Below are 23,639 nucleotides of genomic sequence, written 5' to 3'. Positions count from 1 at the left end.
AGCTGGTTTTTATATAATTATATTAAATAATGCGAGCTACATTGGTATTAATAACGCTTATCAATGGTAAGTGCAACAGGCTCACCTAATTTAGCCACATCACTTTCGCCGTACCAATCGCCGTCACGGGTGGCGACGTTGCCGTCTCTATCAATGCGGGCGCGAACCATCAGCTCACTCAAGGAGGTCAAGTTGACCCCTTGCATCATGCTGTTGCCATCATCCAATACCACAGTACGAGGGAAGATACCTAGTGGGTAGCGGGCAGCGGCTACTGGCATTGGACTACCATCCGCTCGGTGAACGGAAACAATCAATACAGCGTTTGGATCAACGTCTATTTGATCACCTAAATTAATGGTTACCGACACAGAACGAGTTGCATCTGCCTCTTTAGGTGATAGTTTTTGACGTGCATTCTCAATACTGCGCTCAAGCATCACGTAACGGCTATCTTCTGGTGTGATGAGTTTTTGCATCGCACTCCAGTAGCGAATGGCTGCGGCATACTCTTGTCTTTCAAACGCATCAAAAGCTAACAGTGAAAATACTCTTAGATCCATATGATTGGTTTTCAACAATCCCATAAGGATTCGACGAGCATTCTCTTGATCGATCTCATCAGAAGAAAGCATCAAGGCTTGTGCATAGCCAAGTTGAATATCCGCATCTTGAGGCTCGATCTTGTAGGCCTTTTTCATCGCACCCACCGCCGTTGTTGCATCGCGATTCGCTAATGCGATTCGGCCCAGCAACAACCATCCTGTCGAGTCATCTGGCTCATGATGTAGACGAGTACGCAACGCCAAAGTCAGATCTTGCATTTCATCTTCAGTCAGTGCTTCTTGAGTCGGACTCATCAGCTTTTTTGTCAATGCCGGTAAGTTAGCACTAACTTCATGCCAGTCCTGCACCTTATCAAGACTGCCGAACTTTGCGTAAAGACCATAAGAGACCATCACTAAAGTGATCAAAGAAAAGCCAATCAACCACTTAGGTACATCGCTTAATCCTCGGTGCTCTTGCTGCGCCGGGATGTCATCTAACAAGGTTTGCTTCAGATCGGCGATAAGTTCCTGCTGATCATCCACCAGGCCTTCACTGGTTTCTTCCTCTAGCTCCTCAAGGCGATCTTTATAGAAGGCTTTGTTTAGCTCATCACGACGTGCCTCGTCGTCGAACTCTTTTTTCTGGATCAGAGGCCAGAAAAGAAATACGGCTGAAAGCAATATTAATGCAAGTGTTGCTAGCCAAAACATGGTCATTATTTCTTATCTCCCTTAGCACCCTTGCTTTGCTCTTCGTCAAGCAGGGCTTTTAAGCGGGCTTCTTTATCTTCATCCCACTGCTGCTGAGCGGCGGTTGGCTTCTTGCGACTTCTCAATACGATAAAACCAAATCCAAGCAATACCACAGCTATCGGGCCAAGCCATAAAATTGAGGTAGCTGCGGTGATTGGAGGATTGTAAGTCACGAAGTTGCCATAACGAGCAATCATATAGTCAACAATCTGATCTTCAGATTTACCCTGCTTAAGCATTTCGTAAACTTTTTGGCGTAAATCTTGTGCCAATGGCGCATTAGAATCGCCAATCGAGTTGTTTTGACACTTAGGACAGCGCAATGTGGAGCTAAGCTCTTTAAACAGTTGCTCCTGTTCAACAGAGTCAAACTCGTGCACATCAATTGCCGAGCTGGCAGCAAAAGAGACCATGAGTGCCACTGAAAACAGCACGCTTTTCCAATGAATCATTTCGCTTCCTCCACATACTGCTGGTACATAGGGGCAAGTGTCGACTGCCAGTTATTCGGGTTTACATCCCCAACATGGCGGTATCGAATCACACCGTTAGCATCAATGATAAAGGTTTCTGGTGCACCATATACACCAAGGTCCAGACCCAGCATACCGTTGCCATCAAATAGGCTGATAAGGTAAGGGTTACCTAATTCATTGAGCCATTGCACCGCTTTACTTCGCTCATCTTTATAATTCAAACCGATAATTTTCACCCCTTGAGCGGCGAGCTCATTGAGGTATTGGTGCTCGGCATAACAGGTAGGACACCACGTCGCCCATACATTTAGCAGCAGTGGTTCACCTTTAAAAATTGACTGGTCGTAAAGACGCCCAGGCTCAGCCAAATCTTCGAGTTTGAATTGAGGTACTGTCTTACCAATCAGAACCGACTCTAGTTTTGTCGGGTCATCACCTTCTGCATTTCGATTCAGCTGAGTGGCAAAGATAGCCACCAAGCCGATAAACAGAACCAGTGGGATAAAGAGTAGCTTACGATTCATTGCTAGCTCCTTGAGATTTCTTTGATTTGTTTCTGAAACGGTAACGCTTATCGCTAATCGCTATCGCACCACCCAGTGACATGATCAGGGCACCTAACCAAATCCAACGTACAAATGGTTTGTAGTAAATACGTACCGCCCATGCGCCATTATCATCGTCGCCAAGTCGCTCACCCATCGCAATATAAAGGTCTCTCGTCACACCACGATCGATTGCAGCTTCAGTCATCATTGAGCGTGCAGTACGGTAGAAACGCTTTTCTGCATGAAGTGTATTGATGTATTTGCCATCTTTGGTGATCTCAAAGTCAGCGATATAACCATCATAGTTAGGGCCATCTTTATCACGTAGGCCTTTGAAGTAGAAGTCATAAGACTCCATCTTAAAGTGCTCCCCCGGAGCCAAACGCACATCTCGTTCGATGGAGTAATTCTGCACCATGGCGATACCAATGACCGAAATCGCTAGACCAAGGTGACCGAAGATCATTGCCCAATGGCTTCTAGGTAGTTTGGTCACACCAACTTTAAAGCTATGACGGTGCGTTGCACGCTGGTATAGCTCGAAACCATGCATAAAGATGATCCAAAGCGCCATGACCCAACCGAGGAAAGCTAAGCCCATGAAACTATCTGCCAGCAACCACACAAGGGCAGCACCAACAACCAATGCCAGAATGCCTGAAACCAACATAGGCTTCTTGATATGGGTAAGATTATCTCGTTTCCAACGGATCAGAGGACCGATACCCAATAGGAATGCAAATGGCACCATCAACCAGGTAAACAACATATTGAAGAAAGGCGCTCCGATAGAAACCGAGCCCAAACCGATCTGCTTGTGAACCAGTGGTAGTAGCGTACCAATCAGTACCACGACTAACGCCGCCACTAAGAGTACGTTATTGGCAAGCAGCACGTTTTCGCGAGAAATCAATTCAAAGTTACCACGTACTCGCACTGAGCCACCTTTCAAGGCAAACAGTAGTAGCGAGCCGCCAATGACAAACACCAAGAATGCCAGAATGAACATGCCGCGAGTTGGGTCTGAAGCAAAAGCATGTACAGAAACTAGAATGCCCGAACGTACCAAGAAAGTACCCAGCAAACTCAGTGAAAACGCAGAGATAGCTAGTAGAACCGTCCATGCCTTAAATGTGCCGCGCTTTTCTGTGACCGCCAATGAGTGCATCAGTGCAGTACCTGCAAGCCAAGGCATGAAAGAAGCATTTTCTACTGGATCCCAGAACCACCAGCCACCCCAGCCAAGTTCGTAATAAGCCCACCATGAACCTAGTGCGATACCTAAGGTCAGAAACAACCAAGCAGCGGTTGTCCAAGGACGTGACCAACGAGCCCACGCCGTATCCAAACGACCTGTCATCAGTGAAGCAATCGCAAACGAGAACGCAACAGAAAAGCCTACGTACCCCATGTACAGCATAGGTGGGTGAATAATAAGCCCAGGATCTTGTAGCAATGGATTTAGATCTCTTCCGTCAATTGGGAAGTAAGGTAAGGTACGAAGAAACGGGTTCGAGGTTAGAATGATAAACAGTAGGAAACCTACTGTGATCAATCCCATTACACCTAAAACGCGAGCGACAGATTCTTGTGGCATGCCGCGACTAAAGGTGGCAACTGCCACTGTCCAACCTGCTTGGATAAGTGCCCACAATAACAAAGAGCCTTCGTGAGCCCCCCACACTGCGGTTAATCGGTAGTACCAAGGAAGCTGGCTATTTGAGTTGGTCGCCACATAAGTGATGGTAAAATCATTGACGTAAAAGGCGTATAGCAAAATAGCGAACGAAACGCCCATTAGGACAAACATGCCCCAAGACAAAGGACGAGCAAAGCTCATCATCGCAATATTGTTTTTTGACGCACCGTACAAAGGCACCACACTCAAAAGCAATGCAAATGCTAGTGAGATGATGAGAGCAAAGTGACCTATTTCAGCGATCATTGCGCACTACCCTCTTTTTGCCCTTCAGTATATTGAAGTGGCTCATGAACTTTCTCCATCGCTTCCGCAATCTCTGGTGGCATGTACTCTTCATCGTGTTTGGCCAACACTTCAAATGCTTCGATCGTGGTAGCATCTTTTAGCACCCCTTGAGCGACAATGCCCTGCCCTTCACGGAACAAGTCCGGCAAAATGCCTTCGTATTCGATCGTCACCTTAGGACCCACGTCTGCCAAATCGAAGCTTACTTTTAGCGATTGAGGGTCACGGCTCACAGAACCGTCAACGACCATACCGCCGATACGTAATCTCTGGCCAACCTCAGGTTTAGTACCATCAGGCTTGCCATAAACTAATTCGGTTGGCGTGTAAAAAAGATCCATATTTTGATTCAATGCATACAAAATCAGGCCTACCGTGGTAGCTAGACCAAAAAATAGTGCAAGGATAAGCCCTAGTCTTTTTTTACGTCTTGGGTTCATAGGGTGTTCTCCATATTTTTCGCAGCATCAATACGAGCCTGACGGTCGATTTTTGCTTTTACTTCATTAAGCAGTGCCTTTTTGCGTTGAGTGCTCAGCCACAATAAAAGCAACATTGAGCCAAAGGTTATGCCGAAAGCACTCCACACATAACCAGAGTAACCGCCCATAGCTAGGAACTGTTCTAAGGATTCAAATTGCATCGATTATTTCTCCTTACCTTGAGTAGCCAGGGCTTGCACCCAGGGGCGGTGGCTCTCTTTAGCAATAATTTCGTTTTTAAAACGGATTAACATTACGGTCGCAAAAAAGAACGCGAAACCAAAAATATTGAGCAATAACGGCCACAGCATACCTGCGGCGATAGAAGGCTTTTCAAATTTAGTGATAGTGGCACCTTGATGCAGGGTGTTCCACCATTCCACAGAGAAGTGAATGATCGGTAGGTTGATGACACCAACAATGGCTAAGATGCCAGCCGCTTTCGCCGCCGTTTTTTGATCATCAAAAGCATGGTAAAGCGCAATCACACCGAGGTATAAGAATAGCAAGATAAGCTCTGAGGTTAGGCGTGCATCCCATACCCACCACGTACCCCACATAGGTTTACCCCAAATAGCGCCCGTCACCAACGCAATAAAGGTATACACGGCACCAATGGGCGCCATCGCTGAAGCTGCCATGTCTGACAAACGTAACTGCCAAACCAGACCAATAAAGGCAGCAATCGCCATAGACATATACACCCCCATTGACCAAATAGCTGAAGGCACATGAATATAAATTATTCGAAAACTGTCACCTTGTTGGTAATCTGAAGGGGCGAAAGCTAGCCCCCAAATGGTTCCGGTGACTAAACAGCCTAACGCTAGCACAGCAAACCAAGGTAATAGCTTGCAGCTTAGTTGATAGGCTTTCTCGGGCTTTGCATATGGATGGAGCCATTTCCACATCGTCAATTCTCACTCTTGCTCAAAACGCTTTCCTTCCAGGAAAGTCAAATTCGGTATATTCGGTTCTATTTTTATAATTAATTTACGCTGACTCGTAATGCTGCACTAATCGCAAACGGCGTCAGTGTTGCAGCGCCAGCAAGCATCGCACCTAATATTGCTAATTGTCCGTTATACGCCATCCCAATACTTGCCGCATCAATCGCTGAAGTAGCAAAGATCAAAACTGGGATATAAAGCGGTAAAATTAACAAACTCAGTAAAACACCACCTTTCTGCAGGCCAACCGTAAGTGCCACACCAATAGCACCGATAAAACTTAAGGTTGGTGTCCCTAACAACAGGGTGGTAACCACAGCCAACCAAGTGTCAAAATTCAGTGACAGCAGCACTGCGAGCAGCGGACTGATCAGGATCAGTGGCAAGCCTGTCAAAAGCCAGTGGGCGATCACTTTAGCTATCACGGACACTTGCAATGGAAGAGGCATCAGCATCATTTGCTCAAGCGAGCCGTCTTGGAAGTCATCACGGAACAGACGCTCAAGAGATAGCAATGCTGAAAGCAAAGCCGCCACCCAAACGATACCGGCGGAAATACGAGCCAAAAGGTTGGGATCTGGACCAATACTCAGAGGAAATAAAGTGACAACAATGATGAAGAACCACAATGGATTCAAAATATCGGCTTGGCGTCGAAATGCGATGAGTAGCTCTCGGCGAACTATGGTGATCATTCCTGAAATCATCTAGTCCCCCAAACGAATTTTGCGCAATAATGGATTATCAGCGAACATATCTTGGTGTGTCGTCAGCATCACCATGCCACCATTCTGAGCGTGATTTAAGAACAGCTGTTCGAGCACTTTGACCCCTTGCTTATCAATAGCCGTAAGCGGCTCATCCAATATCCACAACGGGTGATTGCTCAGCCAAAGTCTGGCCAGCGCAACGCGTCTTTGCTGCCCTGCAGACAATTGAGCAACAGGTACTTCTTCACGCCCAGCAAGGCCCACTTGGGTTAATGCATCCAAGATGGCCTGTGGATCATTCTTTTGTTGGTGGATTTGCTGGTAGAACATCAGGTTTTCGAAGCCGCTTAGCTCTCGTTTCACACCTGTCTGATGACCCAAGAAAAGTAAATCTTGATGGTAGTTGTCTCGGCTAGAAAAAATGCTTTCACCTTTCCATTCAATCTCACCACCTTCGTGATCACCTAACCCTGCGATAATACGCAGTAAGGTTGTCTTACCCGTACCATTTCGACCTTCTATTTGGATCAGCTCACCGGGTTGAACCCTGAACGAAAGCTCTTCGAATAGCACCCGCTCATCACGAATAGCAGTTAAGTTAGATATATCCAGCATCTTATTATCGTCACCCTCAACAAGAGGCTTATCTTAACATATTGAATCGCACGCAAAATAGAACTGAAGCTTAAGGAAAAGCGAATTCAACTCCAATTCTGTTAACCTCTTATCACATTTCGAAAAAACCGTGCTATAGCCATTTAGAAGCGGTAACAACGAGACACATTCAGACATAAAAAAAGAGACCTGATTTAGGTCTCTTATCTTTCATCGTTAACGCATTGGTCGCCGTTTGCCTTTCAAAGGCTGTGACTTAGAGACACTTGACTGCCTTTCAGGATGACTGTGCAAAGAAGGCACTTTTTCTTTACCTGCAATTTTGCTCTGCAGCGACATCATCAACTCGGCTTCCGCTTTTGGAAGTTCACACTCTTCAATCAGTTCATTGATGCCTGCACCAAGCTGAACCATTTTACTGGCACGACTATAGAGGCGACCATCAGAATCGACATGTTCAAGCTCAGTAACTCGATCGTTTAAGTGCCCAATCACGTCTTGCTGCTCTGAAACTTTTTGACCGAGGCCAACCATCACAGAACGCACTTCCAATAACTGCTTGTTGGTTTTTGCTAACTCTTTTTCTAAAGCACGAGTTTGCTGACGAAAAGCATCCAAGCGCTTGTTAGAGTGGCTACGCACTTTCACGAGCACCATCAGCACTAGCGCAAAAACAAGAACACCTGCCCCAATGATAAAAGGCAGGTATGGGTACAACTGCTCAAACATTATAGGTGAGCCATTTCTTCCCATTCTTCATCAGATAGAAGCTTGTTAAGGTCAACCAAGATAAGTAGCTTACCATCACGGTTGCTAACACCTTGAATGAACTTAGCACTTTCGTCAGTACCAACACTTGGTGTTGTGTCGATTTCAGAAGAACGTAAGTAAACCACTTCTGCAACGCTATCCACTAGGATACCGATCACTTGGTGCTCTGATTCGATAACGATAATACGGGTATTATCGGTGATCTCACCTTCCATTAGACCAAAACGAGAACGGGTATCGATAACGGTTACGACGTTACCACGAAGGTTAATAATACCTAGAACATAGTCTGGAGCCCCTGGTACAGGTGCAATCTCAGTATAACGAAGCACTTCACGAACTTGCATCACGTTGATGCCGTAAGTTTCATCCTCTAACTGGAATGTCACCCACTGAAGTACTTCATCATTCACTTGTTCTTTTCTAACTTCTAGTTCGTTCGTTTGAGACATGTTTTATCCTCATATTTGTCGTAGACGACAACTTATCAATCTAGTTTGAGACTTAGTCTCTTGTTAAGAATCCAGCGCTTTAACGTCTAAACCTGCGTTAAGCATGTTAACCATTGCATCGACATGAATAAGAGCACACATTTTCTCTTTCACCATCCCGGCAAGCCATGGTCGCTTACCTGCACTCTCACGCCAGCGCACTTTTTCTGGGTTGAGCCACTCCGTTCCCATCAACTGGTTAGAAGCAAGCCCCCACATACTGTCACCTAGCATGACAATATATTGGTAATTTTTGCGATGCTCGTTATCTTTGAGCTTCTCAGCCATGACCCAACGAGCCGTATCGACAACATCCAATTGGTCAGATTTATTGGTTTGAAGACCTAGGTACCAGTCAGGTCTGCCAATCAAATGGTTAATTTCATCAGCTTTACGGTGAATACCGCCTAACTCATCCAACGGCACAGCAAAAGTGACACTGTTTACATCAAAGTAAAGCACCTGAAACGCTTCATTTCTAGCGACATTGTGCCATTCCTGCGTATTATTTTCGCCCGCTTGCGTCTCAAGCTCAGTTTCCACCTGCTGTTCAACCACAGATTCGCTATCTATCGATACATCTTGAACAGGCTCAGGGATAATTTCCTCAACCGGAACATCCACTTCTGGCTCAGGTTGAGCCAATGCGCTCACGTCCCACTCTTGCAGTTCTTCTTCGACGACTACGACTGGCTCTTCAATCGCTTCTTCAACTTTAGGCTCTACCAGCTCGACTTTAGGCTCAACTTCCACCGCCGTTGCGATATCCAAAGTATTTTGCTCGATCAATTCATCAATTTCTGGAGCATCAGCAAAACTGCTGGTTTCTAGCTGGCTAAGAAGACGCTGAACATCTTCTAGATCCGGTACTTCAAACTCACTGTAGGCCGTATCAGGAACCGAAGGTTCTGGCATCGATGGCTGCGGTGCGAGCGCTGGCTCTAAATCATTTTGCTCTAGAGGACCAGCATGAGAAACATCCGGGATCAGATCTTCTGCCGAGATTGCGACCTCAGTAGGCTCAACAACACTTTCAACCTCTGGGAAGGAATCAACGGATTCAAGCGCTGCTTCAGGCTCCGCTTCTGCAGAATCTAGCAGTGATTCTTCCCCTAACAGCGCAGTAAAATACTCGTCTAATGCTTGTTCACTTGAAAGTACGGCGTCTTTAATCATCAAATGCTAACCTCTCGAGGTAAAGCAAGAGCTGCTTATAGGCAAACACACCGCGGCTACCTGATGCAAAATGAGATGCTGGTAGGTGCTTTAAGCTAGCATCACGGAACTTAGTATCAATTGGCACTGCCGATGGCCACACCTGATTTGGATAGCCTTTCTTAAGCTGAGTCAGCGTCTGTAGTGATGCATTAGTACGCTTGTCATACATGGTCGGCACTATGGTGGTTTTAAAGGCTGATGGACGAGACTTTTGCATAATCGCTAACGTGCGGATCATGCGCTCCAGACCTTTCATCGCCAAGAACTCGGTTTGCACTGGGATCAAAATACGATCACTGGCAGCCAATGCGTTCACCATCATCACACCTAGGATAGGTGGACAGTCGATCAAAACATAATCGTAAGTATCAGATACCGACTGCAAAGCCTTATTTAGAATAAGTCCCATACCACTGCGATTACCCATGACACGGTCAAGGGTCGCTAGTGACATGTGTGCGGAAATGATATCAATACCTTCGATATCAGTACCCAGAATCAAGGATTCCACGCCAGCTCTATCAATCTGCGGTAACTGAAATAAGTCAAAAAGACTGGACGGCACTTCGTCTGAGTCATAACCAAGATAAGTCGTTAACGAGGCGTGTGGATCTGTATCCACCAACAACACCTTATGACCTTTTTGGCTCAACAATCCTGCCAAGGTCACCGTTGTTGTGGTTTTGCCCACCCCACCTTTTTGGTTAGCGACACTCCAAACTATCACAACCGCTCCTTAGCCTAGACCAACTTCAACCAGCATCCGCTCAGCGATGCGTTCAAGTGGTAAATCTTCACTAGAGATACCCGCTTTGGCTACTGCTTGAGGCATGCCGTAAACAACGCAGCTCTCTTCATCTTGTGCCCAAATAGTTGCCCCAGCTGTTTTCAGCATGCGGCACCCTTCTCGACCATCTGCTCCCATACCGGTTAAGATCATCGATAAAACTTTGTCTTGATATATCTTCGCTGCAGAGCCAAACGTCACATCCACACAAGGTTTGTAGTTCATGCGGTCGCCACCATCAATAATGCGTAATTTCGTCGCACCCGGGCGACCATCAAGCATCATTTGTTTGCCTCCAGGAGCAAGGTAAGCATGACCTGGGCGCAACACATCACCATCTTCTGCTTCTTTCACTTGAATTTTACACAGTGAGTTCAAGCGTGACGCAAATGCCGCGGTGAACGTTGCAGGCATATGCTGAACCAACACAATTGGGTGAGGGTAGTTTGCTGGCAACTTAGTCAGAATTTTTTGCAGTGCCACTGGACCACCTGTTGAGGTACCAATTGCCGTCAACTGGTACTTCTTACCGCTGGCCTTAAACTTTCCTGCTGGACGAGTCGCTGGCGTCGCCGTAGGACGTGTAGGGGCGGCTGCTGTTGTGCGCTGTAATCGGTTTGCTGGTGCTGCCGACGCTGGTTTACTTGCGGGCGCAGGCGAAGAGACCGCAGGTCGGCGCATGAACGCTCGCTTACGGGCAATTTCTGTGACTCGTTTTTGCAGTAGTGAAACCGCCTCGTCACGATTACGTGCAATATCTTCAAACTTCTTCGGTAAGAAATCTAAAGCACCAGCATCTAACGCATCTAATGTCGCTTTAGCGCCATCATGCGTTAGAGAAGAAAACATCAAAATCGGTGTTGGCTGTGCTTTCATTATTTCACGCACAGCCGTGATGCCATCCATTACTGGCATCTCGATGTCCATTGTGATGACATCAGGCTTAATTTTGATGGCTTTTTCGACGGCCTCTTTACCATTGACCGCCATATCCACTACTTCTAGGCGCGGGTCCGAGTTGATGATCTCGCTTACGCGACGACGGAAAAAACTCGAATCATCAACAACTAGTACTCTAACCGCCATATATTTCCTTTATTAGATGTGCGAACGAATCGCATATTTCTTTAGTAGGTTTGGAACATCAAGGATAAGTGCGATATGACCATCACTAGTAATGGTTGCACCCGCCATACCCGGCGTACCTTGTAGCAGTTCATCAAGAGGCTTAATTACTACCTCTTCTTGACCAATCAAAGTGTCTACCACAAAACCCACTCGTTGACTGCCAAGTTGAACGATCACGACATGACCCAGTTTCTTCTCACCTGCATCGTAAGCTTTGTTCGGCACAAGCCACTTTTGCAAGTAGAACAATGGGATAGATTTCTCGCGAACGATGATGGTTAGCTGTCCATCAACGGTATTTGTTTTGCTTAGGTCAAGGTGGAAAATCTCATTCACACTCGCCAGCGGCAGTGCAAACGGTTGTCCTGAAACGCCAACCATCAATGTAGGTAGAATCGCCAGTGTTAGTGGTACCTTGATGGTGATCTTAGTGCCTTTGCCTAACTCTGAGTCGATATCGATTGAGCCATTTAGGGTATTAATCGCCGTCTTCACCACGTCCATACCTACACCACGGCCTGAGATATCTGAAATCTCTTTCTTAGTAGAGAAGCCCGGTGCAAAGATTAGGTTGTAACACTCTTTAGGTGTTAGGCGAGCTGCGGCATCTGAGTCCATCAAACCACGCTCAACGGCAATACCACGCAGCTTGTCTGCGTCCATACCGCCACCATCATCAACGATACTCAATTGGATGTGGTCACCTTCTTGAGACGCCGACAATATCACTTTACCTGTGCGGGCTTTGCCTGCTGCGGTTCGAATGTCTGGCATTTCAATGCCGTGGTCGACTGAGTTTCGAACCAAGTGAATCAATGGATCGGCTAGTGCTTCTACCAGGTTCTTATCGAGATCCGTTTCTTCACCACGCATTTCCAACACGATGTCTTTTTTCAGGCTACGTGCCAAATCACGAACAACACGAGGGAAGCGACCAAACACTTTCTTGATTGGCTGCATGCGCGTTTTCATCACAGCGCCCTGCAAGTCAGCGGTCACAACGTCTAGGTTAGCGACGGCTTTAGACATCTCTTCGTCGTTGCTATTTAAGCCAAGGCTCACTAAACGGTTACGCACCAGTACCAACTCACCCACCATGTTCATGATGTCGTCAAGAGTTGATGTATCGACTCGAACCGTTGCCTCCGCTTGAGGTTTTTTCTCTTTTGCTGCCGGTGGTTGTGCACCACCCGCAGCTGGTGCTGGCGGTTTAGCTGCCGGCTTAGGCGCAGGCTTTGGCTCTGCCGCTTTCGGTGCTGGCGCTGGTTTTGGTGTCGGCGCTGGTTCAGCTTTAGGCTCAGGTTTTGATTCCGCAGGTCGCGTCGCCATTTCTAGCTCTTCGACGCTTGGACCCTTGCCTGAACCATGTAACTCATCTAACAGCTTTTCAAACTCATCGTCTGTCATTAAATCGCTGTCAGCTCCTGCTGCTGGCTGTGGAGCTTTTGGCGCAGGTGGGGGTGTTGGTGCTGCTGCTTGAGCACCTGGCGCTTTGCCTGAGCCGTGCAATTCATCAAGCAGCTTTTCAAATTCATCATCGGTGATGTCATCACCTGCAGCCGCCACTGGTGCCGCTGGCGCTGAAGGCGCAGATGGTGCTTGAGGCGCGGCCGCTTTTGGTGCATTTCCTGCACCGTGCAGCTCATCTAGCAGCTTTTCAAATTCGTCTTGGGTGATTTCATCGATAGATGAGTTTTCAACGACTGGTGCAGCTTCAACCACAGGTTCTGGCTCGACCACTGGCTCAGGCTCAGCCACAGGCTCTGGGGCCGCCGCAACTTCGTCAGCAGAAGCGGGCTTACTCAAACGGTGAAGCTCTTCTATCAGAGCTGGGTCAGCGGCTTGAAGCGCTTCTCGCTCTTGTACTGCGGCAAACTGGTGGTTAATGGTATCCAACGCTTGAAGGATTGTATCCATCAGATCAGCGGAAACCTCACGCTGGCCATTACGTAGAATATCGAAAACATTTTCAGCACCGTGACAGGTGTCTACTAGCTCTGTCAATGACAAAAAGCCAGCGCCACCCTTCACTGTGTGGAAGCCACGGAAAATAGCATTCAGCAGGTCACGATCATCTGGGTTGTTCTCCAGCTCGATAAGCTGCTCAGAAAGCAACTCGAGGATCTCACCTGCTTCAATTAAAAAGTCCTGAAGAATATCTTCGTCTAATTCATAACTCATATCGTACCCCTAGAAGCCCAGACTCGACAGTAGGTCATCAACATCATCTTGAGAAGCTACTGTATCTTCCCTTTCATGCGGGTTAATAATCGGGCCTTCTGGCTCCGTATTCTTAGCTCCCGACGCTTCCTTTTGCTCTTCTTGTTTTTCAGCACCAATAGCAGACAAAATGTCGACGAGTCTGCCTTCAACCTCATGAACCAATTGGATCACTCGGCGGATAATCTGACCAGTCAGGTCCTGAAAATCCTGCGCCATAAGAATCTCTGTCAATTGACTACGCAATTCAGAACTATCACCTTCAACTTGAGTCATCAGACCGTCAATGTTGTGGCAAAGCTCTTTAAACTCCGCAAGCTCAATACGCCCCTTCATCAAGCGGTTCCACTGAGGACGCACTTGCATCAGATGTTCATGAAGGTTATCAGCCATAGGCAATGAACGCTCAACGGCATCCATCGTCTTGTTCGCTGCGAGTTCGGTTTTTTCAATCACGTATTCAAGACGATCACGCGCATCCGGAATCTCATCAGTAGCGATCTGACCAAGACGCTGGTCGTTTCGGAACTGTTCTAGAGAGTCATGCAATTCGCGGGTCAATTGACCAATTTCCTGAATAACCGGATTCTCTACAGTCCTAGCCGCCATCTGAACAAGTTGGTCAGCTTCTTCCTGACGCCCTTGCTCTAATAGCTCAACAAGTTCTTTCGCTTGCTCTAATGAAATCATTATCTAAATGCCCTATACACCGATGTTAATTGACAGAGATTTAAGATCTTTTCGCCTATAAACGCTCAAAAATCTTATCTAGCTTCTCTTTCAACGTTGCAGCGGTAAAAGGCTTAACAATGTAGCCGTTTACACCCGCTTGAGCCGCTTCAATAATTTGCTCACGTTTCGCTTCTGCAGTGATCATCAATACAGGAAGGTGCTTTAGCTCTTCATCAGCGCGAATATTTTTTAGAAGGTCAATACCCTGCATTCCAGGCATGTTCCAATCCGTAACTACAAAATCGAACTCACCTTTTTTCAGCATTGGTAGTGCAGTTAAACCATCATCCGCTTCTTGGGTGTTGTTAAAGCCTAGGTCACGAAGTAGGTTTTTAACGATACGACGCATTGTTGAAAAGTCATCAACAATGAGGATCTTCATATTTTTATTCAAAATCGCCTCCACTGAGGTCAAAGTCAGTGTTATTACTCATTATCTGTCCACGCTCTAAGCTTAGCACGCAGACGCTGCATTGCTTGGCTATGTATTTGACTTACGCGAGATTCGCTGACGTCAAGCACAGCCCCTATTTCTTTTAAATTCAGTTCTTCGTCGTAGTAAAGAGAGAGAACTAGGGCTTCCCTTTCCGGTAACGTTTTGATCGACTCCACCAAGGCTTGGCGGAACGAACCGTCGGCTACTCCCTTAAATGGCGAGTGATCATCCGATGCTTCTAATGGTGAAATAGCATCTTCAGAAACTCCCAAATCTTGAATACCAATCAGTCGAGAGCAGTTTATGTCATTAAGCGCACTATGGTACTGCTCGATACTCATATCGAGATGTGCCGCAACTTCTGCGTCCGTAGGATCACGGTTCAGTTTAGCTTCTAGCTCATTTATTGCACTACTGATGGTACGGTTGACTTTATGAACGGAGCGAGGCACCCAGTCCCCGCGACGCATTTCATCGAGCATAGCTCCACGAATGCGGATGCCAGCATAAGTTTCAAAGCTCGCACCCTTAGAACCATCGTAATTCTGTTGGGCCTCAATCAGCCCTATCATACCCGCTTGGATAAGGTCTTCGACCAATACGCTAGGTGGTAGACGGCCAATCAAGTGATGAGCAATACGTTTCACCAAGTCCGAATATCTTTCGATAAAGGCTCTTTGGTTCCCCGGATTGCCAAATTGATCGTATGTCAGCGCCTTATTCACCAAAAGGCTCTCCTGCTACTTCTACGTTATTTAGTAAGCGTTCAACAAAAAACTCTAAATGTCCACTTGGTGTTTTAGGAATTGGCCAAGTAATTGCTTTATTTGCTAGCGAGCTCAATGCTAATGCAGCTGGCGAGCGAGGAAAAGCATCCACAACAATTTTTTGTTTTTTAACCGCTTGCCTAACTTTATCATCAAGAGGAATACATGCGACGAGCTCGAGGCTCACATTTAAAAATCGCTCTGTGACTAAGGTCAACTTTGCGAACAATTCTCGCCCTTCACGGTAGCTACGCACCATATTGGCAACAATTTTAAAGCGTTGTACCTGATGCTCACGACTCAATAGTTTAATTAAAGCATATGCATCGGTAATTGACGTAGGTTCATCACAAACAACGACTAAAACATCTTGAGCTGCTCGCGCAAAGCTGACTACCATATCAGAAATTCCCGCAGCTGTATCGATTAACAGCACGTCCATTTCTTCTTCGACACTACCAAATGCTCGAATTAGACCCGCATGTTGTGCAGGAGTCAGCTCGGTCATTGATTTAGTACCCGATGTCGCGGGGATAATTTTAATGCCGTGAGGCCCTTCTACCATCGCTTCTTCAAGGCTGCACTCCCCAGCAAGAACATGCCAGAGGTTACGTTTTGGTCGAATACCCAACATGACGTCAACGTTAGCTAGGCCAAGGTCAGCATCGAGAACTACGACCTTTTTCCCTTGGCGCGCCATGCTAATTGCAAGGCCAAGCGTGACGTTAGTCTTACCCACACCACCTTTACCACCAGAGACCGCAATTACCTTGGTCAGCGTTGGCTGAGTTAAGCGACGGAGGCCGCTTGCTTGATCATATAACATATCTTTATTCATCTTCGTCCGCCGCCTAGAGTTCCTGGTTGTCGCTGTTCCAGTAGTGAGGTTCATTCTCTACTGACTTTTCAAGCAACTCATTTGCTTTTGCGAGCATGTATTTTGGCTGTGCGATAACTATATCTTCTGGAACACGTTGTCCATTGGCGATATAGGCAACCGGCAGTGCATTTTCCACCACAACACTGATCACTTCACCTAAGCTCAGTGATTCATCTAGCTTGGTTAAAATACAGCCGCTCAATGGTATTCGTTTAAAATGATCAATCGTCTCTTGTAGCACCTTACGCTGAGCCGTCGTTGGCATCACCAAGTAGCTGCTGATCACTTCACCACTTTCTTGCATCAAGGTATCAAGTTGTTCGGATAATCGAACATCTCTTTGACCCATGCCTGCAGTATCAATCAATATAAGTCTTCGATTTCTAAGCTGATATATCACGTCGGCCAGTTGCTCAGAATCTTTAGCAATTCTTACTGGGCAACCCATAATTCTGCCGTATATCGCTAATTGTTCATGCGCACCGATACGATAAGAGTCGGTTGTCACTAGTGCGACATTGTCTGCGCCAAACTCCATCGCAGCACGTGCTGCAAGCTTTGCAACCGTGGTCGTTTTGCCCACGCCTGTCGGCCCAAGCAGCGCAACCACACCGCCTTTGCGTAGTACATCATCTTTAGGGGTAACAATTTGATCGGAAAGCAAGCCTAATAGGGCTTTCCAAGCATGAACTGGTGGAGTGTCTTCAGGGATATAACACGCCATTTGATCGGCGAGGGTCTGTGATACCCCCATGCGTTCAAGGCGCTTAATTAACATAGCGCGTAACGGCTCTCGTCTTTCAACTTCTTGCCACATAAGGCCAGACACTTGATGCTCAAGCAAGCGACGAATAGAAGTCATCTCTTCGCGTACCTGCTCTAGCTCTTCATTGCTTTGTCCACCCGCTGGCTCGTTACGATCAAATCGAGATGGGTCTAAGCGGGGCTTTTGCCTTGCAGGTTGAGCATCCTGAGATAAAAGTCTAGCCAAGCCTGACTCTTCAGCGAGAGAACCACCAGAGCGATTCGATGGTTGACGGGTCGCATAACCCGTTTCGTTGCGATCACCTGCTTGGCGTTTTAGCAATGATTCTAGCGAGTCTGCTTCGCTAGAGTCATTGTTATCAGCACCGTTGCTGTATTGCTTGAGCATACTGGCAAAGCGCTTGGTCATTGAGCCACCAGAGCCGCCAATGCTGACCTTATCGTCTTGCAGCTCACGTCGACCTGTTTGATCAGGTGCAGGCTTTCTAGGCGCTGAAGAATATCGGTTCGCCGGGGCTGGACTTTTACCTGCTGCTGCAGATTCACCGTCAACCGCTGCGACAATTTCAACCCCGCCTGCCACTCGCTTGTTTGACATGATCACTGCGTCTGACCCAAGCTCTTCTTTCACTTGCATCAACGCCGTTCTCATATCCTTCGCAAAAAAACGTTTTATTTTCAAATTCGTAGTCCAATGTTAACGGATAGGTTAGTTACCAACGGCTTGAACTATCCGTATTTGCTTCTCATCCGGGATCTCTTGGTATGAGAGCACTCTTAAGCTAGGGATGGTGTTTTTAACGAACTTAGCTAGCGTGGTTCGAAGTACACCAGATGTCAGCAGTACTGCAGGTTCACCTTTAAGTTCTTGATCATGGGTGGCCTGACTCAGTGAGGACTGCAATCGTTCCGCAAGTCCTGGTTCAATGCCCGCTGACTCCCCGCCTGACGCCTGCATAGTCTGATGCAAGATTTGTTCCAGCTCAGGAATCAAGGTTATCACTGGTAGCTCTGGCTCTATACCATTGATTTCTTGGACAATTAGACGTTTCAGAGCGATTCGAACCGCCGCCGTTAAGATGTCAGGTTCTTGACTCTTAGAAGAGTACTCCGACAGAGTTTGAACGATAGTTCGAATGTCCCTGATTGGAATCGCTTCATTGAGCAAGTTTTGGAGCACTTTTACCACAACGCCAAGTTGCAGCTGATCCGGCACAAAGCCCTCTACAAGTTTAGGCGATTTACTGCCAAGCATTTCCAATAGGTTTTGAACTTCTTCATGACCAATCAACTGTGACGCATTGTTGGTCAATAATTGGCTCAAATGTGTTGCTAGCACCGTCGAAGAATCGACTACTGTGTAGCCTAGCGCTTGAGCAGTTTCCATTTGGTCGTCTTTGATCCATGTAGCCTCCAGGCCAAAGGCTGGATCAATGGTCGGTTCACCTTCAACGGTTCCGTAGACTTGACCTGGGTTGATAGCAAGTTCCTTGTCTGCGCGAATTTCCGCTTCGCCCACCGCAACCCCCATTAAGGTAATACGGTAACTGTTCGGTGGCAGCTCTAGGTTGTCACGAATATGCACGGCAGGGATCAAGAAGCCAAAATCTTGAGACAGTTTCTTTCGAACCCCTTTCACTCGCTCTAACAGCTCACCACCTTGATCTCTATCGACCAGCGGGATCAAGCGATAACCTACTTCAAGGCCGATCACATCAACAGGTTGAACATCATCCCATGATAGCTCTTTTTGTGCGACGGGCTCGACATCAGACTTATTAGCAGGTAACTGGTTGGGGTCGTCTTTCTTTTGCTCTTTCTTGTGCAGATAATACGCACCACCACCAGCAAGCGCCGCCAACAATAGGAAAGCAAAGTGCGGCATACCAGGAACAATACCCATCACAAACAGTATTGCAGCGGTGATAATCAAAGCTTTCGGGTTGTCAAACATCTGGAAAACCAGCTGTTGCCCCATATCTTCATCGGTATTTTGACGCGTTACCATCATGGCTGCGCCAATGGATAACAACAGCGACGGAATTTGGGCAACCAGACCGTCACCAATGGTGAGCAAGGTATAAATCTGGATCGCTTCGCTAAAGCCAACATTATGTTGGATCATACCAATGGATAAACCGCCAACAATGTTGATAAATAGGATCAAGATACCGGCAATGGCATCACCTTTAACAAACTTAGACGCACCATCCATCGAGCCGTAGAAGTCAGCCTCTTTGGTCACTTCAAATCGACGAATTCTAGCTTGCTCTTGATCGATAAGACCTGCGTTCAAATCCGCATCGATTGCCATCTGCTTACCTGGTAAGGCATCAAGGGTAAAGCGGGCACTTACTTCTGAAATACGGCCTGCACCTTTGGTAACTACCATAAAGTTAATGATCATCAAGATAAGAAACACCACCAAACCAACGGCGTAGTTACCACCAATCACAACATTACCGAAAGCATCAATAACGTTACCCGCAGCGCCTGGACCTTCATGACCGTACAGTAGAACCACTCGAGTCGAGGCAACGTTGAGCGCTAGTCGCAACAAAGTAGCGATCAGCAGAACCGTAGGAAACGCTGCAAAGTCGAGTGGGCGTCGGGTATAAACGGTTACCAACAGCACCACCATCGCAAGAGCAATGTTGAAGGTAAACATAATATCGAGTAGAAATGGTGGCATCGGTAGCACCACCATCGCCAAAGTCGCTAAGACCATGACTGGTGCACCGATCGCTGGCATCGAGCGGCCTGACATCTGAGGCAGCTTATCCGCAAAGGGCAGATTCAATTTCATAGATTTAAGTATCAGAATTCATTGCTAAAAATCGCATTGGGCTTAATTATGCAATTATTGCGCCTGATGCGGTAGTCAAAATGCTGTCAGTGGCTTTAGAGGCCACTCTAATAGTACATATCCGGTGGGATTTGCATATTTTCTTGCTTAAGTATAGGTCGCTCTCCGCCACGACGACGGAACTGTTTGAGTTGGAAAACATAAGCGAGCACCTGTGCTACTGCAGTAAACAAACCATCAGGGATTTGCTGCTCAAGTTCGGTGGTATGATACAGCGCACGGGCAAGAGGTGGCGCTGGCACAATTTGTATGTCGTGCTCTCGGGCGATTTCTCGGATTTTCATTGCTATATGGTCCACCCCCTTAGCAACGACGATAGGCGCTTTGTCTTTCTTTTGGTCATAACGCAGGGCAACGGAGAAATGCTCTGGGTTGGTGACGATAACATCTGCTTGTGGAACATCTGCCATCATCCGTCTTTGAGCTGCTTCACGCTGAAGCATTCGAATACGGCCTTTAACTTCTGGCTTACCTTCCATTTCTTTAAATTCATCTTTGATTTCTTGCTTGGTCATTTTCAGCTGATTTGCGTGTTGCCAGATCTGAAAGGGAATATCGATAGCAACAACCACAAGCAAAGAACAACTGATCAGTAAAACAAAATTAAGCAAGATATCGAGAGCGTGAAAGATATTGGCAGGATAGAGATCTAGGCTCAACTGAAACAGATCCGTGCGCGCCGCTTGAATCAAGTAAAACGCAACCCCTGTAACCAAAACCACTTTCAGTATCGACTTGAGCAGCTCAACCCAGCTTTGCATCCCCACCATACGTTTGAGGCCACTGAGCGGATTCATCTTAGACAGTTTTGGGGTCGCAGCTTCCACTGAAAAGCTGATCCCCCCCACCCCAGCAGCTCCAATTAAGGCAGCGACAAACAGGGTAATGAGTATCAAGAGCACGGGTAGGACTAAGTGCACGATAGCGCCAGAGACAATATCGAGTAATTTATACACATCGAGTACTTCTTCCCGACTTAACGTAAAAAAGCGCCCCATGACTTTGAACAGGCCACTGGCGAGTGCGTCACCAAATATCATCAGTGAAACCGCCCCAACAACAAGCACAGAAACGGAAGCAAGCTCTTTTGACCGAGCTACCTGCCCTTTTTCTCTCGCCTGTTGTAACCGCCTGGGCGTGGCGTCTTCAGTGCGTTCTTGACCATCGGATTCTGCCAAAGCCGCCTCCTCAACAATTTAGCTGGATAAGTCGACACACTTGGTCACGGCTTACCTGCCAATACAAATCATAATGAGTATAGATGCCTGCGATGATATACCAACACAACAGCAAACCCACCAGCAGCGCAAAAGCAAAACCCAGTGAGAAAATGTTTAGCTGTGGTGCTGCACGAGTCATCACACCAAAAGAAAGATTAATCGTTAGCAGCGCAATAATGCCCGACAGTGACATCGCTAACGCCGTTTTGAACATGATGCCAAACCAAGACGCAAGCTCCTGAAAACCAACGGCGGTGATGGTGCCATTGCCAATGGGTAGCGAATGAAAACTCAGTACAACGAGCTGAATCATTTGCAAATGCCCGTCGGTGGCAAGAAAAAACATCGTCGCCAAGAACATAAACAGCTGACCTAATACCGGGGTATTTTGTCCGTTTGCTGGGTCAACCATAGATGCAAAACCTAGACTCGATTGCATACCCAAGATTTGACCCAATACAACAAAGGTTTGCAGCATAAACTGCGTCACCGTACCCATCGCAATGCCGATGACTAGCTGTTCAAACGTAGTAACAAAGCCATGAAATGAAAGCAATGCGATCTCTTGTGGAACGGCTGGGATCGCAGGAGAAACAGCAAAAGTAATCGCCAAACCAAGATAGAGTCTCACCCGCGTCGAGACAAACCGCGCTCCGGTCACCGTCATCACCATCAGCATGGCGGAGATGCGGCAGTAAGGCCAAAAAAAGTTGGCGATCCAGTCGAGGATTAAAGTCTCAGAAAACTGCATAGCTAGTACAAGACTTGCGGCATGCGCTCAATCATGCCAAAGAAAAAGTCCATCAGCATAGTGGTCATCCAGTGGCCAAACATCATGAGTGCCAACAAAGTGATGACAAGACGAGGCAAAAAGCTCAGCGTTTGTTCGTTGATCGAAGTCGCAGCTTGAAAAATCGCGACTATTAGGCCGACCAAAAGACTGGGAATAATGATTGCGCACACCATGATTAGAACCACCCAAAGGGCTTCTCTAAACAGGTCAACAAACATCTCAGGAGTCATCTTCCCTCCTAAACGGCAAAACTGCCCGCAAGCGTGGAGAGAATCAAGTTCCATCCATCTACTAGCACGAACAACATCAACTTAAACGGCAATGATACAATCATCGGGGAAAGCATCATCATACCCATCGCCATCAACACCGAGGAAACCACCAAGTCGATGATCAAAAATGGCAGGAACAGCATAAAGCCTATTTGGAAAGCTGTTTTCAACTCAGAAGTGATGAACGCCGGGATCAACACGCTCATTGGCACATCTTCAGGGTTATTAACTGAAATACCGGATATGCCGACAAAGGTTTCTAAATCATTTACTCGAGTTTGCGCCAGCATAAAGCTTTTAATCGGAGCTTGAGCCAGAGTGAAAGCATCTCTTGCGGATACTTGCTCATTGATATAAGGCTGAATCGCAGTATTGTTGACCTCTTCAATCACCGGCGACATGATAAAAAATGTCAGGAAGATTGAGATACCAATAATCACCTGATTAGATGGCGTTTGTTGCAGACCCATGGCCTGACGCAATATCCCCATCACCACCACTATTCGGGTAAATGACGTCATCAAGATAACCATGGCTGGTAAGAAACCAAGCAAGGTCATCAATGCCAGAATTTGCAGATTTATAGAGTAGTCTTCACTGCCATCTGGATTGGTCGTCACCGTCATGGCAGGTATTCCACCGCCCGGTGAGCCACTAATAAGTAGGTTACTCCCCCCGGTATCCGAACGCATCTCAGACACAGTCACACTAGAGTCACCTGCCACATTTGCCGGGATCGTGTCCGCCAACTCTTCTTGAGCCCAAACTGAAACCGGTGATAGTAGAAGCACAAACGCTGCCAGCAAGGCAGCGATAGCATTATTTATTCTCATTTTTCTTTAGCAACTGACTCAATTGGTTAGCGAATGGGGCTTGACCGGAGGATTCCGTGTCTAACGGTTTGTCTAGCTTGGCGAGCATCGAGATGTTTTGACTAGTCACTCCAACTAAAAACTGCTCCTCACCCGCCTCAACGATCATTAAACGCTCTTTGGTGCCTACAGGAAGTTGGCGAATGATTTGCAATCCCTCTCTTCCATGCATACTTGGTAGGCGCATACGCTTTAATAGCCATGCTAGAAAGACAATAAAAGCGATAACGAACACTAGCGAGCCGAATGTGGTCGCTAGATCAATCTGGGAGGTGGCAGGCGCTGCCGCAAGTGTTGGGGTGGCGATAAACCCACCACCCAAAGTCCATTTCTTCACAAAATACTCTTATTT

Annotated in this window: 26 protein-coding genes; all 26 read right to left on the bottom strand. The window is 47.0% G+C overall.

Annotated elements, in window-relative coordinates; translation table 11 throughout:
- Window positions 1–47: 47 nt before the first annotated feature.
- On the bottom strand, window positions 48–1,265 hold the full coding sequence (ccmI, locus tag J4N39_RS04065; protein ID WP_252022214.1) for a c-type cytochrome biogenesis protein CcmI: 1,218 nt from the start codon (window positions 1,263–1,265) through the stop codon (window positions 48–50).
- The gene (locus J4N39_RS04060; RefSeq protein WP_252022212.1) at window positions 1,265–1,753 is read right to left on the bottom strand and encodes a cytochrome c-type biogenesis protein; all 489 of its coding nucleotides are present in this window, start codon (window positions 1,751–1,753) and stop codon (window positions 1,265–1,267) included. The genes ccmI and J4N39_RS04060 overlap by 1 nt, the downstream gene beginning before the upstream one ends.
- Complete coding sequence (locus tag J4N39_RS04055) at window positions 1,750–2,301, bottom strand: DsbE family thiol:disulfide interchange protein (RefSeq protein ID WP_252022210.1); 552 nt, start codon at window positions 2,299–2,301, stop codon at window positions 1,750–1,752. Before J4N39_RS04055 ends, J4N39_RS04060 begins: the two co-directional genes overlap by 4 nt.
- Window positions 2,291–4,270, bottom strand: coding sequence for a heme lyase CcmF/NrfE family subunit (locus J4N39_RS04050; RefSeq protein WP_252022208.1), 1,980 nt, complete (start codon window positions 4,268–4,270; stop codon window positions 2,291–2,293). The genes J4N39_RS04055 and J4N39_RS04050 overlap by 11 nt, the downstream gene beginning before the upstream one ends.
- The gene (gene ccmE, locus J4N39_RS04045) at window positions 4,267–4,752 is read right to left on the bottom strand and encodes a cytochrome c maturation protein CcmE (RefSeq protein ID WP_252022206.1); all 486 of its coding nucleotides are present in this window, start codon (window positions 4,750–4,752) and stop codon (window positions 4,267–4,269) included. The genes J4N39_RS04050 and ccmE overlap by 4 nt, the downstream gene beginning before the upstream one ends.
- On the bottom strand, window positions 4,749–4,955 hold the full coding sequence (gene ccmD / locus J4N39_RS04040) for a heme exporter protein CcmD (protein WP_252022204.1): 207 nt from the start codon (window positions 4,953–4,955) through the stop codon (window positions 4,749–4,751). The genes ccmE and ccmD overlap by 4 nt, the downstream gene beginning before the upstream one ends.
- Window positions 4,956–4,958: 3 nt before the next feature.
- Complete coding sequence (locus J4N39_RS04035) at window positions 4,959–5,705, bottom strand: heme ABC transporter permease (protein ID WP_252022202.1); 747 nt, start codon at window positions 5,703–5,705, stop codon at window positions 4,959–4,961.
- A gap of 77 nt (window positions 5,706–5,782) precedes the next feature.
- Window positions 5,783–6,451, bottom strand: a complete 669-nt coding sequence (ccmB, locus tag J4N39_RS04030) for a heme exporter protein CcmB (RefSeq protein WP_252022200.1) — start codon at window positions 6,449–6,451, stop codon at window positions 5,783–5,785.
- On the bottom strand, window positions 6,452–7,069 hold the full coding sequence (gene ccmA, locus J4N39_RS04025) for a cytochrome c biogenesis heme-transporting ATPase CcmA (RefSeq protein WP_252022198.1): 618 nt from the start codon (window positions 7,067–7,069) through the stop codon (window positions 6,452–6,454).
- A gap of 216 nt (window positions 7,070–7,285) precedes the next feature.
- Entirely contained in the window at window positions 7,286–7,798 is a 513-nt protein-coding gene (locus tag J4N39_RS04020) for a DUF2802 domain-containing protein (protein WP_286036831.1), read from the bottom strand.
- A complete protein-coding gene (locus tag J4N39_RS04015) occupies window positions 7,798–8,292 on the bottom strand; it encodes a chemotaxis protein CheW (RefSeq protein ID WP_252022194.1) in 495 nt (164 codons plus the stop codon). The genes J4N39_RS04020 and J4N39_RS04015 overlap by 1 nt, the downstream gene beginning before the upstream one ends.
- 63 nt (window positions 8,293–8,355) lie before the next feature.
- On the bottom strand, window positions 8,356–9,507 hold the full coding sequence (locus tag J4N39_RS04010) for a chemotaxis protein CheW (protein WP_252022191.1): 1,152 nt from the start codon (window positions 9,505–9,507) through the stop codon (window positions 8,356–8,358).
- On the bottom strand, window positions 9,500–10,276 hold the full coding sequence (locus J4N39_RS04005) for a ParA family protein (RefSeq protein WP_252022188.1): 777 nt from the start codon (window positions 10,274–10,276) through the stop codon (window positions 9,500–9,502). The genes J4N39_RS04010 and J4N39_RS04005 overlap by 8 nt, the downstream gene beginning before the upstream one ends.
- Before the next feature lie 9 nt (window positions 10,277–10,285).
- Window positions 10,286–11,422, bottom strand: coding sequence for a protein-glutamate methylesterase/protein-glutamine glutaminase (locus J4N39_RS04000; protein ID WP_252022186.1), 1,137 nt, complete (start codon window positions 11,420–11,422; stop codon window positions 10,286–10,288).
- Window positions 11,423–11,434: 12 nt separating this feature from the next.
- On the bottom strand, window positions 11,435–13,645 hold the full coding sequence (locus tag J4N39_RS03995; RefSeq protein WP_252022184.1) for a chemotaxis protein CheA: 2,211 nt from the start codon (window positions 13,643–13,645) through the stop codon (window positions 11,435–11,437).
- 9 nt (window positions 13,646–13,654) lie between these two features.
- Window positions 13,655–14,374 carry a protein phosphatase CheZ gene (locus J4N39_RS03990; protein ID WP_252022182.1) on the bottom strand — a complete coding sequence of 240 codons (720 nt, stop codon included), beginning with the start codon at window positions 14,372–14,374 and terminating at the stop codon, window positions 13,655–13,657.
- 55 nt (window positions 14,375–14,429) lie between these two features.
- Entirely contained in the window at window positions 14,430–14,798 is a 369-nt protein-coding gene (gene cheY / locus J4N39_RS03985) for a chemotaxis response regulator CheY (protein ID WP_232767174.1), read from the bottom strand.
- 44 nt (window positions 14,799–14,842) lie between these two features.
- The gene (locus J4N39_RS03980) at window positions 14,843–15,577 is read right to left on the bottom strand and encodes an RNA polymerase sigma factor FliA (protein WP_252022180.1); all 735 of its coding nucleotides are present in this window, start codon (window positions 15,575–15,577) and stop codon (window positions 14,843–14,845) included.
- Window positions 15,570–16,457 (bottom strand): MinD/ParA family protein, encoded by an 888-nt coding sequence (locus tag J4N39_RS03975; protein WP_252022178.1) that lies wholly within the window; start codon window positions 16,455–16,457, stop codon window positions 15,570–15,572. Before J4N39_RS03975 ends, J4N39_RS03980 begins: the two co-directional genes overlap by 8 nt.
- A gap of 13 nt (window positions 16,458–16,470) precedes the next feature.
- Window positions 16,471–17,946 (bottom strand): flagellar biosynthesis GTPase FlhF, encoded by a 1,476-nt coding sequence (gene flhF / locus J4N39_RS03970; RefSeq protein WP_252022175.1) that lies wholly within the window; start codon window positions 17,944–17,946, stop codon window positions 16,471–16,473.
- 27 nt (window positions 17,947–17,973) lie between these two features.
- Window positions 17,974–20,070, bottom strand: a complete 2,097-nt coding sequence (gene flhA / locus J4N39_RS03965; protein ID WP_252022173.1) for a flagellar biosynthesis protein FlhA — start codon at window positions 20,068–20,070, stop codon at window positions 17,974–17,976.
- 107 nt (window positions 20,071–20,177) lie between these two features.
- Window positions 20,178–21,308 (bottom strand): flagellar biosynthesis protein FlhB, encoded by a 1,131-nt coding sequence (gene flhB, locus J4N39_RS03960; protein ID WP_252022171.1) that lies wholly within the window; start codon window positions 21,306–21,308, stop codon window positions 20,178–20,180.
- Window positions 21,309–21,318: 10 nt separating this feature from the next.
- Window positions 21,319–22,101: a flagellar biosynthetic protein FliR gene (fliR, locus tag J4N39_RS03955; RefSeq protein WP_252022169.1), complete on the bottom strand. Its 783-nt coding sequence runs from the start codon at window positions 22,099–22,101 to the stop codon at window positions 21,319–21,321.
- Between the two features lie 2 nt (window positions 22,102–22,103).
- Window positions 22,104–22,373, bottom strand: a complete 270-nt coding sequence (gene fliQ, locus J4N39_RS03950) for a flagellar biosynthesis protein FliQ (RefSeq protein ID WP_252022167.1) — start codon at window positions 22,371–22,373, stop codon at window positions 22,104–22,106.
- Window positions 22,374–22,381: 8 nt separating this feature from the next.
- A complete protein-coding gene (fliP, locus tag J4N39_RS03945; RefSeq protein WP_252022165.1) occupies window positions 22,382–23,248 on the bottom strand; it encodes a flagellar type III secretion system pore protein FliP in 867 nt (288 codons plus the stop codon).
- The gene (gene fliO / locus J4N39_RS03940; protein WP_252022163.1) at window positions 23,235–23,624 is read right to left on the bottom strand and encodes a flagellar biosynthetic protein FliO; all 390 of its coding nucleotides are present in this window, start codon (window positions 23,622–23,624) and stop codon (window positions 23,235–23,237) included. Before fliO ends, fliP begins: the two co-directional genes overlap by 14 nt.
- Window positions 23,625–23,639: the final 15 nt, after the last annotated feature.

Source organism: Vibrio sp. SCSIO 43136, from assembly GCF_023716565.1.
Lineage (GTDB): Bacteria > Pseudomonadota > Gammaproteobacteria > Enterobacterales > Vibrionaceae > Vibrio.
The sequence above is the reverse complement of the archived record's forward strand: the minus strand, read 5'-3'. Positions and strand labels throughout refer to the sequence as shown.